This is a genomic window from Acetobacter sp., assembly GCF_022483985.1.
GTDB lineage: Bacteria > Pseudomonadota > Alphaproteobacteria > Acetobacterales > Acetobacteraceae > Acetobacter.
Genome location: NZ_JAKVME010000001.1, coordinates 807,537 through 820,285, shown reverse-complemented (window position 1 = coordinate 820,285; position 12,749 = coordinate 807,537). Strand labels below are relative to the sequence as shown.

General features: G+C 60.7%; 9 protein-coding genes. 6 read left to right on the top strand and 3 right to left on the bottom strand.

Annotated elements, in window-relative coordinates; genetic code table 11:
- The first annotated feature begins 79 nt into the window (after positions 1-79).
- The 3 genes from LKE90_RS03580 (at position 80) to LKE90_RS03570 (ending at position 6,148) form a co-directional block, all read left to right on the top strand.
- Positions 80-4,630, top strand: coding sequence for an AAA family ATPase (locus LKE90_RS03580; protein ID WP_291490908.1), 4,551 nt, complete (start codon positions 80-82; stop codon positions 4,628-4,630).
- Positions 4,623-5,450, top strand: a complete 828-nt coding sequence (locus LKE90_RS03575) for a hypothetical protein (protein ID WP_291490907.1) — start codon at positions 4,623-4,625, stop codon at positions 5,448-5,450. Before LKE90_RS03580 ends, LKE90_RS03575 begins: the two co-directional genes overlap by 8 nt.
- Before the next feature lie 152 nt (positions 5,451-5,602).
- Entirely contained in the window at positions 5,603-6,148 is a 546-nt protein-coding gene (locus LKE90_RS03570) for a lysozyme inhibitor LprI family protein (RefSeq protein WP_291490906.1), read from the top strand.
- A gap of 236 nt (positions 6,149-6,384) precedes the next feature.
- Here the strand turns inward: LKE90_RS03570 and groL are convergent, their stop codons facing one another.
- Positions 6,385-8,028, bottom strand: coding sequence for a chaperonin GroEL (groL, locus tag LKE90_RS03565; RefSeq protein WP_291490905.1), 1,644 nt, complete (start codon positions 8,026-8,028; stop codon positions 6,385-6,387).
- 56 nt (positions 8,029-8,084) lie between these two features.
- Positions 8,085-8,378, bottom strand: coding sequence for a co-chaperone GroES (locus tag LKE90_RS03560; RefSeq protein WP_077812914.1), 294 nt, complete (start codon positions 8,376-8,378; stop codon positions 8,085-8,087).
- 564 nt (positions 8,379-8,942) lie between these two features.
- Between LKE90_RS03560 and LKE90_RS03555 the strand changes: the two genes are divergently transcribed.
- The 3 genes from LKE90_RS03555 to cysE all read left to right on the top strand — a co-directional run bounded on the left by LKE90_RS03555 (position 8,943) and on the right by cysE (position 11,497).
- Complete coding sequence (locus LKE90_RS03555) at positions 8,943-9,089, top strand: hypothetical protein (RefSeq protein ID WP_291490904.1); 147 nt, start codon at positions 8,943-8,945, stop codon at positions 9,087-9,089.
- Between the two features lie 124 nt (positions 9,090-9,213).
- Entirely contained in the window at positions 9,214-10,590 is a 1,377-nt protein-coding gene (locus tag LKE90_RS03550) for an MFS transporter (RefSeq protein WP_291490903.1), read from the top strand.
- Between the two features lie 88 nt (positions 10,591-10,678).
- Complete coding sequence (gene cysE / locus LKE90_RS03545) at positions 10,679-11,497, top strand: serine O-acetyltransferase (RefSeq protein WP_291490901.1); 819 nt, start codon at positions 10,679-10,681, stop codon at positions 11,495-11,497.
- A 155-nt stretch (positions 11,498-11,652) separates the two neighbouring features.
- On the opposite strand, the gene folP is transcribed toward cysE, so the two are convergent.
- The gene (folP, locus tag LKE90_RS03540; RefSeq protein WP_291490900.1) at positions 11,653-12,684 is read right to left on the bottom strand and encodes a dihydropteroate synthase; all 1,032 of its coding nucleotides are present in this window, start codon (positions 12,682-12,684) and stop codon (positions 11,653-11,655) included.
- Positions 12,685-12,749 lie beyond the last annotated feature (65 nt).

The window sequence follows — 12,749 nt, the reverse complement described above, 5'->3', positions numbered from 1 at the left end:
GCCCCGACCGGGCTGACAGCCTGACGACGGACGCCAAACTCACCGTGTCTGACACCTTCATATCCGCCGTGGTGACTGGATGAGCGCACGCTTCGTCCAGCTTCGCATCGCGGGCTTCAAAAGCTTCGCCGATCCGGTCTCCGTGGACATCCTCCCCGGTCTGACCGGGATCGTCGGGCCGAACGGCTGCGGCAAATCCAATGTCGTGGAAGCGCTCCGCTGGGCGATGGGTGAAAGCTCCGCCCGCTCGCTGCGTGGCGGCGAGATGGACGATCTCATCTTCGCCGGAACGACCAGCCGCCCCGCACGCAACCTTGCGGAAGTCACCCTCGTTCTGGAAAACGCCAAGGGGCTTGGTCCCGGACCGTTCGCCGAACAGGACGATCTGGAAGTGTCCCGTCGCGCCGAACGCGGCTCTGGCAGCGACTACCGCCTGAATAGCAAAGCTATCCGCGCCCGCGACGTGCAAACCCTGTTCGCCGATCTCGCTTCCGGCGCACGTTCGTCGGCCATGGTCAGTCAGGGCCGTGTGGCCATGCTGGTCGGCGCACGCCCCGAAGAGCGGCGCACCATTCTGGAAGAAGCGGCAGGCATCACTGGCCTGCATGCACGACGGCACGAAGCCGAACTCAAGCTCCGCGCCACCGAAAGCAATCTGACCCGTGCCGAAGACCTCCGCACACAACTGGAGAACCGACTGGAAGGGCTGACCGGCCAGTCCGAACAGGCGTCCCGCTACCGGGAACTCTCCTCCAGTCTGCGCGATGCGGAAATTTCCCTGCTGGCGCTCCTGCACGCCCGCGCCCGACAGCAGGTCGAACGGGCCAGACTGGCCGCAGTGCAGGCTCGCAATGCTCTGATTGCCGCTGAGGAAGCCTCCGAAACCGCCGTCCTCGCGGATTACGAGGCCGACAAGGCGCTCCCTGCCATTCGTGAAGCCGCGGAACTCGCCCGCACCGCGCTGGAACGTCAGAAGGTCGCGGCGGAAGGCGTCGCGCTTGAAGAGCAACGCGCCGCTCAGGCTGCGGAAGCCGCCACGGAACGACTCCGGCAGAGTGAAGCCGATCGTGACGCCGCCCGCTCCCGGCTGGAGGATGCCTCCGCCACCCTGACCCGTCTTCAGGACGAGATGGCGACGGTTCAGGCGGCCCAGACCAGCCTGCCCGACAGACAGGCGGACGCCGAGGCAGGCCTCACTCGGATTCAGGCGGCTTTGCAGGAGGCTTCTGAAACGCTGGAACGCCTGATGGCCGAAGCCACAGCGGCACGCACACGGTCGGAGCAGGCTCAGGCGGCGCTTGAATCCGCGACCCTGCGCCATACCCGTCTCGCCGAAGACCATGATGCTCTGAAGCGGCAGATCGAGGCATTGCAGGCGGAACTGCCGGCGCAGGATGTGCTGGCGGAAGCGGAGGCTTCCGTGCAGCAGGCCGCCACAACTCTGGCGCGCAGCCGTGAAGAAGCGGATGCAGCCAGCCAGAAACGCTCCGAAGCGCAGGTTGCCCTTTCCATCGCGCGTAACGCTGCGGAAACGACAAGAACCCGGCACATCGAATGTGAGAAGGCCTTCGCAACGGCAACGGCTACTCTCAATGGTCTTCGCAAGGACCGGGATGCGCTGGCGCAGCGCAAGGAGCAGACAGAGCGTGAACTGATCCCGGACACGCAACGGAGCGCGCTGGCTCAGGCTGTGACCGATGCGGAAGTCGCCCGGACACAGGCCGTCACCGCACTGGAAGCCGCTGAAACCGAGAGAGCCGCTGCTTCCGCCGCGCTGGTCGAAGCCCGTGGGCGTATGCAAGAAGACAACACCACCCGCGCCTCGGTAGCTGCGGCCGTTCAGTCAGCCGAAGCCGCCCTTCGGCGCGCCGAACAGGAAGCTGCGACCTTTGCCCGGGAACTGGCGACGGCTGAACAGAACGCCGTTCCGGATGCCGTTCTGGAACAGGCCCAGAATGCGCGCGCGGCGGAGGAGAAGCGCCTGAACGATGCGGAACTGGGTCTTGCAAACGCGGAAGAAGCCGCCACTCAGGCCGAGACAGACGCACAGCAGGCCGAGACCGCACTCGGAACTCTGAAAGCCGAACTGACCCGTCTGAAAGCGCAGATCGAAGGGCTGTCACAGGCTCTCGGCGCTGATGAAGAAGATTCTGCCGCCCCGATTTCAGGGCAACTGGATATTCCTGACGGGATGGAAATCGCCATTGCGACGGTACTGGCTGAAGGACTGGACGCGCCGGATTCCACTGTCGCGCCGGATGCGTCCCGTTCATGGTCGGCGCTGGGGCCGCTGACTTCAGCGCCAGCATTGCCACCCGAAGCAACGCCGCTCGCCTCCTTGCTGGCTTCAGTGCCGCCTACCCTCACCCGCGCTCTTGGACAGGCCGGACTGGTGGCAAGCGTGGCTGATGGCGATTCGCTCGTCCCGTCGCTACAGGCGGGACAGTCGCTCGTCACGCGTGACGGCGCGTTCTGGCGCTGGGATGGCTACCGCATCGCCGCCGGTCAGCCGAGCGCTGCGGCGCAGAGGCTGGCGCAGCGTCGTATCCTGAAAGAAACACAGTTTCGTTTCGACGAGAAAAGCGCCGACCTCCCGGCCACTGAACAGAGAGCGTCCGAGACCGCTCAGGCGCGCACCCGAACGAACGAAGCCGTCCGCACGGCCCGCATGACCCGTGCTGCGATCGAAGGGGCTCTCGGGAAAGTGCGGACAGCGGAAGCAGAGACCTCCCGCCGCCACGCTGCCGCCCGCGCCAGACTTGATGCCGTGCGTCCGCAATGTGAACGGGCGACACAGGCTCTCGCCGCGGCGAAGCAGGCTGTCACGGATGCACAGGCCACTCAGACAGCCCTCCCTGCACCGGAAGTGCTGCGGGCAGCCCATGAAGAGGCCAGAACCCGCGACCAGAAGGCGATACAGACGGAAGCGGCTGCAAGAGAAAGCCGTCGCAAGACGGAGGCCGCCTTCGAGCAGGCGCGACGGGCGCAGCAGGAAACCGAAACCCGACACGGAAACGCCGAATCCCGGCTGGGCACCATGCTGCCCGAACTGGTCCGCCTCGATTCCGAACGGAGCAAGGCCGAGGAAACCGTTGAAGCGGCCCGTCTGGCTCTGGAAGCGTCGTCTGACCCGGCATCTGCGGCCACTGCCCTGAAAAATGCAGAGACAACGGCTCAGGAGGCGGAACAGGCCGCCATTGCCACCCGTGCAGGACTTGAAGCAGCCAGTCAGGAAATGACCCGGCTCGAAGCCGTTCATCGGACCATGCAGGAAAAGGCGTTGGAAGCGCGCTCCCGTCTGTCCGCCACGGAACCGCGTCTGGCGGCCCTTGGAGTCGAACTGCTCGAAGCAGCCGCAACTCTCGAGTCCGCTGAAGCGGCTTGTGCGGCGACAGTGCTCGACGCTCAGGATTCGGACCCGATTGAAACATTACGTGAAAAGATTTCTGAGCTACGTCGAGAAGAGCAGACAGGCCGTGAAGCACGCGCCGCTCTTGTCGCTGAGATCGGCAGCCTGACCAGCCGGGATGCCGCACTTCGGGACTCCTTGTCGGAGTGGACCGTCCGGGCTGCGACAGCCGAAGAACAACTGACGGAAGCGCAGCTTCGCTTTGACGCGGTCACTGTGGATCATCAGACCCTGACGGCTCTTCCCGATGAGGCACGGCAGCTTCGTGAACGGACGGCAGCCGCCCTGTCTGGAGCGGAAGAGAGTTTTTCGGCCGCGAACGCCGCGAGAGAAGCAGCCGAGAGCCGGTTGAAGGACGCACAGGAATCACGGCGACAGACTGAAGGTGGACTGGCGACCGCCCGGGAAAATCTGCTCAGAAGCGAGGGCAAGAGCGAGCAGGCTCAGGCCATTCTCGATCAGTTGCTCGCCGAGACGCCTGATCCTCCCACAGCGCCGGTCGGCGATCTCACGGAGTCTGCGGAAACAGGACTGCGCCGCAAGATTTCCCGCCTGACCCGTGAGCGGGAAGAACTTGGTCCGGTCAATCTGCGCGCCGATATCGAGGCTCAGGAGGCAGAGCAGCAGATTGAGGTCATCCGGCGCGAGCATGGCGAAATCGAGGCCGCCATCGCGCGTCTGCGCGGGTCGATCGGGAGCCTCAACAAGGAAGGACGTGAGCGCCTGATGGCGGTCTTCACGCAGGTCGATCACCACTTCCAGTCTCTGTTTTCGCGCATGTTCGGTGGTGGACGCGCTCATCTGGGTCTTGTCGGCAGCGATGATCCGTTGCAAGCTGGCTTGGAAATCTACGCCCAGCCTCCCGGCAAGAAGCTTGCCACCCTGTCGCTCCTCTCCGGCGGTGAACAGGCTCTGACGGCTCTGTCCCTGATTTTTGCGGTCTTCCGCTGTAACCCGGCTCCGATCTGCGTACTGGACGAAGTCGATGCTCCACTTGATGACGCCAATGTCGGCCGCTTCTGCGCGCTGCTGGGCGATATGGTCAACGAAGCAGGAACACGCTTTCTCGTGGTGACACATCATCAGCTTACAATGGCTCACATGGATCGGCTCTACGGCGTGACCATGCAGGAACGCGGTGTGAGCCGCGTGCTGTCTGTCGATCTCGACAGGGCCGCCGCCATGGCTGGCGAGCGCAAGAAGGAAGAGGCTCATGCCTGAGCCTGATAGACAGGACTCTCTTGAAGACCAGAAACGGAAAGAGTCTTTCCTGACCCGTTCCTGCCGCCGGAATATTCTGGTCGCGCTGTCAGTCATCACCATTGCCGGTGGTGGCCTGATGTGGCGTGACTCCCATGCAGACGCGCTGCTGACCCGTATCCATCATGGACTGGTCATCTGCGCGAGTGGAAAGGCGGCTACGACCACCCTGCCTTCCCCGACGGTGGAGGCCTCCCGGACTGACACGCTGCTGGCCAGACTGCCCGTGCCGACCCCGGACATTCTCGATACCAATGATCTGCCAACAATGGTGGCTCTGGAAGTGACCCGGAATGAAGGCGGCAAACTGGCGATCGCCGGCAGCACGTCTCTTCCGCTGCACGATGCGCTGAAGCTTTCCTACAGACGACACGAACTGGTCATGCTGTCGATCCACGACATCCCCGCTTCTGAAGTGGTGAAGGAGCTGAGGGCAACGGGGATGAGGAAAAGGGCCGTCCTGATGGCGCATGACCTTGCCAGCGCTCATGACGCCCTGGCGGCCGACCGCTCGGTCGTCGTCGCAATGCCGGTTCAGTCCGCTCGGGACGCGCATCTGGCAAAACAGTTGGCAGGACGGCATCCTTACGCGCTTTATCTGCCCGCCAACGCCTCGTCCTCACTTTTTGAGTCGGCGCATCGTGACGCTGACGCCGTCATCGCTTCCAGTCCCGATCCCGCCAACAACGTCACCGCCACCCGAAAACTTCTGGATGAGCCGGTGGACATTGTGGTGACAGAACATCCTGACCGACTTGCCAGCGTTATCGGTGGCACCTGAGATTATCCGGTGACCGAACAGTGGCAATAAGGGCCGAGGTTATCTCCAGACACTCCCCAAGATAAATCGTTCAACGGCATCAGGAATCCGTTCGCCGATTTTTCCTTCATCCGCACAAACAGAAGAAAATCCTGCACGGGATCAAGGTCGTCATGCTTTGCTCAGTGCTCTGTTTGCATTCGAGAGAAAACAGATATTACTGGCAATACAGCGCCTCTCATCTTATAAACTGGGAGTTCTGTCTGTATTTAAAGAAAAACAGAACTATTTATTCACCTTTTCCACACATCACCCCAGGAAAGAGCAATGCCATGAAATATAACTGGATTGCGGTTGGCTTGATATCCGGCTTTCTGCCGACGGTCAGCGCCCTTGCCGCAGGCTGCGCCACGCCCCGGAATGCCTTCGATCAGGTTTACTGTGCAAGCAACGAGTTTTCGCAGACAGACCGCGATATCAACGCGCAATATGGCACGCTTCGCAAACTCCTGAATACCGACCAGCAGAACAAGCTCAAGCAGGGACAACTGGCGTGGATCAAGAATCGTGATGAAGCTTGCAGTTTTGCAAAGCCGAATGGCTATTATGTCAACCTGTCATGTGCCATCAACATGACCCAGGAGCGTCTTAGCTTTCTGAAAGAACAGGAAAGAAACTGCAGAAGCACTGGTTGCAGCGATACCGAAATCGGCAAGTAAAACCTCAGTCTCTTACCTCGAACAGAATTCCTGCTTTTTAATCAAATACGCGTCAGATCGGTTTTCATAACCGTGATGGCCCATCTGATCTTCGTTCAATCACATACATGCGGTCGACAGGAAGAACATCTGAAATTCACTGTCATGCGGCTTCAGATTTCTTTTATCGGACCAAAGAAAAAGGGAGAGCGAAAACCGCTCTCCCTCTTCCGGAAACCAGTGTCTGAACGAGTGGATCAGAAATCCATATCGCCCATGCCACCCATTCCACCGCCACCCGGCATCGGCGGAGCTTTCTTCTCCGGACGCTCGGCGACCATGGCTTCCGTGGTGATCAGCAGACCGGCAACTGAAGCCGCGTCCTGCAGAGCCGTACGGACAACCTTCATCGGGTCGATGATACCGGCCTCGACGAGGTCCTTGTACTCACCAGCCTGTGCGTCGAAACCGAAGGTGTAGGTGCTGTTTTCCAGAACCTTGCCTGCGATGACAGCGCCGTCTTCACCTGCATTGTGCGCGATCTGACGCAGCGGAGCCTGAAGAGCCTTGCGGATGATTTCGCCGCCGACCTTCTGATCTTCGTTGTGGTAGTGCAGGTGGCCGAGAGCCGTGGAAGCGCGGGCCAGAGCCGTGCCGCCGCCCGGAACGATGCCTTCTTCAACAGCAGCGCGGGTTGCGTGCAGCGCATCGTCAACGCGGTCCTTGCGCTCTTTCACCTCAATTTCGGTGGAACCACCGACGCGGATGACAGCAACGCCACCGGCGAGCTTCGCAAGACGCTCCTGCAGCTTCTCACGGTCGTAGTCAGAGGTTGTTTCCTCGACCTGAGCGCGGATCTGGTTGCAACGACCCTTGATGTCGTCCGGGTTACCAGCGCCCTCAACGATTGTGGTGTTCTCTTTCGAGATGTGCACCTTCTTCGCCGTGCCGAGCATCGGCAGCGTGACGTTCTCAAGCTTGATGCCGAGGTCTTCGCTGATGACCTGACCACCGGTGAGGATGGCGATGTCTTCCAGCATGGCCTTGCGGCGATCGCCGAAGCCCGGAGCCTTCACGGCAGCGATCTTCAGACCACCACGCAGCTTGTTGACGACCAGCGTTGCCAGAGCCTCGCCATCGACGTCTTCCGCGATGATGACCAGCGGACGGCCGGACTGCACGACGGACTCGAGCAGCGGCAGGATCGGCTGCAGGGAAGACAGCTTCTTCTCGTGGATAAGGATGTACGGGCTGTCGAGATCAGCCGTCATCTTCTCCGCGTTGGTCACGAAGTATGGGGAGATGTAGCCGCGATCGAACTGCATGCCCTCAACGACGTCGAGCTCGGTCTGGATGCCCTTGGCTTCCTCAACCGTGATCACGCCCTCGGAGCCGACCTTCTGCATGGCCTGCGAGATCATCTCGCCGATTTCTTTCTCGCCGTTGGCGGAAATCGTGCCGACCTGCGCCGTCTCGGCCGGAGACGTCACTTTCTTGGCGTTCTTCTTCAGCTCTTCAACGACAGCGGCAACAGCCTTGTCGATGCCGCGCTTCAGATCCATCGGGTTCATGCCGGCGGCCACAGCCTTGGCGCCCTCACGGACGATCGCCTGAGCCAGCACGGTCGCCGTGGTGGTGCCGTCACCGGCCGTGTCGTTGGTCTTCGACGCAACTTCACGCAGCATCTGCGCACCCATGTTCTCGAACTTGTCAGCAAGTTCGATCTCTTTCGCAACCGACACACCGTCCTTGGTGATACGGGGCGCGCCGAAGTTCTTGTCGAGCACGACGTTACGGCCTTTCGGGCCGAGTGTTACCTTTACGGCGTCGGCAAGAATGTCGACACCACGCAGCATGCGCTGACGCGCTTCACCGCCGAACTTTACGTCCTTGGCAGCCATTGGGAATTCTCCTTGAAAATGAAAACGGACAATTAAAGGGGATCAGAAGCCGGTGATCAGCCGGCGATCACGCCCATGATGTCGCTTTCCTTCATGATCAGCAGTTCTTCGCCACCAATCTTGACTTCGGTGCCGGACCACTTGCCGAACAGCACGCGATCACCAGCCTTCACATCGAGAGCCACGATCTGGCCCTGCTCGTTGCGTGCGCCTGGACCAACGGACACAACCTCGCCTTCCATCGGCTTTTCTTTGGCCGTGTCAGGGATGATGATGCCACCAACTGTCTTTTCCTCGCCTGTGAGGCGACGGACCACTACACGATCATGCAGGGGACGGAATTTCGTCATTATGGATTGCTCCACATTCTATCTTGGGGCGACGCCCTCGTTTCTAAAGCAACATCGCCGCGTGCCACGCGCTCTACGCCGCGGTGCGTTAGCACTCCCACCCCGGGAGTGCCACGTATGGAGATAGGTGTGCCTACAGGGGGTGTCAAGATATATCGGCACTTTTCTCACACGATTGCCAATCGCGAGGAATAATAAAGATTTTTTAAATTTTAATACAAACCACAGTGGGAAAATTCCTCCTGATCGGATCCATCCTTACGAATACCCGGAAACGCTTCTCTTTCCTGCAAACAGCAGCAGGCAGAGTCTGTCCGGAAAGCCGTTTACCGCAAATCCCGAGCCTTCATGACCCTTTATGCCCTGATGAAGACGTGCCCAGCACACAGAGCCCTTCAGGAGCCTCCGTCTCATACCCACATGCGGCTGGTTAAAACTGGATCAGTCTCCACGCCTGCCCTCAATCCCTCAATTCCATTGCAAATACGTATGCACTCTCTCGCTTCCCGCCCCATTCTGGTGCATCCTCACTTCGAATCGAAAACTGAAATCATGTCAGGGATCATGCAGCGCGCACTGTTTCTGGGCTTCTGTGGCCTCATTCTTTCCGGCTGTTCCTGGTTCGGGGGCTCTTCCGGACATCACCTGACGCAACAGCAGCAGTGGGAAGCGCTCGGTTACAAGGACGGCCTCAAGTCAGTGAAACACTGACCTCTCCGTCTGCTTTCGTGATGTCACAGGCAAGGCTCCAGTCACTCGCCTGTGACAGAGGTCCGCCTCTTTCCACGCCTTGTCCTGTTCTGAGAATCCTTCCCATGAGGGTAAGGTCTGCAGAATGACAGCCTCAGAGCCCACACAATCCCCGACGACCGGTCTTTACGGCGCAGCCCGCTTCAAGGCGATGACGGCAGTCTGCCTTGCCGTTCTGCTGGCGCAGATCGATTACGCGATCGCCAACATTGCGCTTCCCGACATCGGCGCCGACCTGCACAGCTCCGCCTCCGACACGGTCTGGGTCGTGAACGCCTATCAGCTCGCCAGCCTGTCATCACTGCTGCCTCTGGCCGCCGCCGGAGCCTGGATCGGCTATGCGCGCATGTGCATGATGGGGATCACGCTCTTCATCATCGCTTCTATCGGATGCGCCCTCGCCCCCTCGCTGCCGCAGCTGACCATCGCACGCGCCATTCAGGGCTTTGGCGCAGCCTCCATGCTCGGCGTTGTCTCCGCCCTGATCCGTTTCATCTATCCGGTTGAAGAACTCGGCAAAGGCGTCGCCGTGAACACGCTGATCGTCGGTGTCGGCATGGCCCTCGGGCCAACCGTCGCGGGCATGATTCTCGCCGTCGCACACTGGCCGTGGCTATTCTGGATCAATCTGCCCATTGGTGCGCTGACCTTCGTGCTCGCAGCCTCCTCCCTGCCCGTAACGCCCCGTCAGAAAGAGATGCCGGACCCCATCGGAGCCGTGCTCTGCATCATCGCCGTCACAGCACTGGGACTTGGCGGGAACTCGGTCGCCCACTCCGACGGCACCATGCTGGCCTGCGCCATGCTGGCTGTCGGCGTGGCGGCAATGGGCAGTCTCATCCGCAAGGAATCCGGGAGTCTTCAGCCCATTCTGCCCGTCGACCTTCTCCGTGGCATCGGTTTCAGAATCGCCTTTATCGTGGGGATCATCGCTTATATCGGTTCGAACCTGTTCATGATTTCCATGCCCTTCACGTTGCACGACCATTACGGATGGAACGCAACCTCCACGGGCCTGCTGATGACACCTTGGGCATTCGGACTGATTGTTTCCGCTTCCGTCACCCGTCGTATCGCGGACAGAATTCCAGCCGGTATCCTCTCTTCCATCGGTCTGATCTGCTCGATGGCAGGGTTTCTTGCCCTCCGTTTTCTGCCAGCCTCACCCACGGCTTTCGATGTCGCCTGGCGTATCGGCCTGGCCGGCTTCGGCTTTGGCGTCTTTCAGGTTCCAAACAACCGGGCGATGCTGCTGACGGCCGCCGCCGGGCGTGAAGGCGGCGCGAGCGGCATGGTGCAGGTCTCCCGCCAGAGCGGACAGACCTTTGGCGGCATCGGAACCGCCCTGATCCTGCGGCTTGTGCCGGTGAATGGCAGCCTTGTCTGTCTTGACGGGGCCGCCTTCTGTGCCGGGATAGCGGCCCTGCTCAGCGCGTCACGCATGGTCAGCCGCCGGAAATAACCCTTCGTTGCGGTCTGGCGGGACAGTCTGTAAATTCCATTTTTCTCAGGCGGCGCTTTCACCTTCCAATCAATGGACCTCTCCACCAATGACACATCCTGACAGCGCAGAGGCTCCCATCAACCTGAACACCCTGTGGAAACAGATGATTCAGGAATCTCAGGTCTGCTGCGATCCGCTTGTGATGGGGCTGCTTTCCACGGGCATCAAGAACCACTCCAGTTTCGCAACAGCCATGGCGGCGCTCATCGGCCGAAAACTCGGCGACCATTATGTGAGCGTCGAACAACTGAACAGTCTGGTGCTGGAATGCTACGAGGACACGCCTGACACCATCGCCGCCGGAGCCGCCGACCTTCAGGCCATACGTGACCGTGATCCCGCCTGCCCCGACTATGTGACGCCCTTCCTGTTCTTCAAGGGTTTCCACGCGGTCCAGTGCTACCGCGTCGCCCACTGGCTCTGGAATGGCAACCGCCGCCACCTTGCACAACATCTCCAGAGCCGTGCTTCGGAACTGTTCAGTGTTGACATCCACCCCGCCGCCTCGCTGGGGCGACGCATCCTGTTCGACCACGGAACGGGAATTGTGGTCGGAGAAACCTCGATCATCGAAGACGATGTGTCGCTGCTTCAGGGCGTGACATTGGGCGGCACCGGAAAACATGCTGGCAACCGCCATCCAAAAATCCGCCGGGGTGTGCTGATCGGCGCCGGAGCCAAAGTTCTGGGCGCCATTGAAGTCGGTGAAGGCGCCAAGGTGGGGGCCGGTTCCATCGTTCTGGAAGCCGTGCCACCATACACCACGGTCGTCGGCAACCCTGCGCGGAAAGTCGGAACGCGTCTCAAGGAAATGCCGTCCCTGACCATGGACCAGACATTGCCGCCGATTGATTACATCATCTGATCCCGAGCAGAATCAGCCTGATATAACTGGCTGCTCCCTGCGGGGCGATACGGGCTCCGCCTACGCCCTGATTTATTAATCGCAAACCGTTTCCAAAGGCGCGTCTTTGGTGGGGCGCGGGACAGCGCCCCGCCACTCTCTCCCCGACAAAAAGATCAGGCTGGCGAAAAGCAGCCTTCCCAGACCCGCATGGCCTGTGACATTCCGGCGCAGTCATGCACCCGCAGGATCGTGCCCCCCAGCGCCAGCCCCGGCAACGATGAGGCAATCGTTCCCGGGTCGCGGGAAACTGCCTCACTCACTCCTGCGAGAGCACCGATCATCCGCTTGCGGGACGTGCCGAGCAGCACACGGCAGCCGAGGTTGGCGAACAGGGGAAGCCTGCGGATCAGTTCGGCATTCTGTTCTGTGGTTTTTGCAAAACCAATGCCGGGGTCCACGATAATACGCTCGCGGGAAATACCGGCTCTCTCCGCTGCGGTGATTCTGTCACCAAGCTCCCGGACCACATCAATCGCCACATCCCGATAGGCCGTGAGACTGCCCATCGTTTCAGGGGTGCCCCGCATGTGCATCAGCGCAACCGGACAGGAACGGCTCGCCAGAAGAGGGAGCGCCTCCGGGTCATGCTCAAGCGCTGTCACGTCATTGATCAGGCAGGCACCGACATCCAGTGCGGCCTCCATGGTCCGCGCGTTGCGTGTATCGACGGAAATGCAGACACCTCGCCGGGACATTTCCAGCAGTAGCGGTTCAAGCCTTACCCATTCTTCTTCGGCCGACACGGGCGCGGAACCGGGGCGCGTACTTTCTGCGCCGATATCCAGAATACGGGCTCCATCATGGAGCAGTTTTTCGGCGTGAGACACCGCAGCCGCCGGGTCTACATAACGTCCGCCATCACTGAAACTGTCGGGCGTGACATTCAGAATACCCATCAGAACGGAACCGGGAGGCAAACCCGCATCGGAAGGACAAGCCGTGATGAGGTCCAGTTCTGACTGCCACCCACCCGGAATACGCTCGACAGGCAGGGGGTCGGAAACGCTGTCGCCCTCAATGAGTCTCGCAAGCGTGAAGCCTGTCTTCCCTCCCACCAGAGGCAGGGCGACCCCGGCCCGGACTGCGACTTCGGCTGCGGGTCCATGCACAAGCCCGATCGGCTCGATAAGGCGCGTGGTCTCCATCAGTCACTCCGTCTCAGGTTCAGGCAGCCCATGTATAAATCAGGCACAAAAAAAGGCGAGGACCG

What these genes read in the sequence shown, in the direction of transcription:
- LKE90_RS03580 (WP_291490908.1), top strand. Translation starts at nt 80, where the DNA reads ATGAGCGCACGCTTCGTCCAGCTTCGCATCGCGGGCTTCAAAAGCTTC.
- LKE90_RS03575 (WP_291490907.1), top strand. Translation starts at nt 4,623, where the DNA reads ATGCCTGAGCCTGATAGACAGGACTCTCTTGAAGACCAGAAACGGAAA.
- LKE90_RS03570 (WP_291490906.1), top strand. Translation starts at nt 5,603, where the DNA reads ATGCTTTGCTCAGTGCTCTGTTTGCATTCGAGAGAAAACAGATATTAC.
- groL (WP_291490905.1), bottom strand. Translation starts at nt 8,028, where the DNA reads ATGGCTGCCAAGGACGTAAAGTTCGGCGGTGAAGCGCGTCAGCGCATG.
- LKE90_RS03560 (WP_077812914.1), bottom strand. Translation starts at nt 8,378, where the DNA reads ATGACGAAATTCCGTCCCCTGCATGATCGTGTAGTGGTCCGTCGCCTC.
- LKE90_RS03555 (WP_291490904.1), top strand. Translation starts at nt 8,943, where the DNA reads ATGCAGCGCGCACTGTTTCTGGGCTTCTGTGGCCTCATTCTTTCCGGC.
- LKE90_RS03550 (WP_291490903.1), top strand. Translation starts at nt 9,214, where the DNA reads ATGACAGCCTCAGAGCCCACACAATCCCCGACGACCGGTCTTTACGGC.
- cysE (WP_291490901.1), top strand. Translation starts at nt 10,679, where the DNA reads ATGACACATCCTGACAGCGCAGAGGCTCCCATCAACCTGAACACCCTG.
- folP (WP_291490900.1), bottom strand. Translation starts at nt 12,684, where the DNA reads ATGGAGACCACGCGCCTTATCGAGCCGATCGGGCTTGTGCATGGACCC.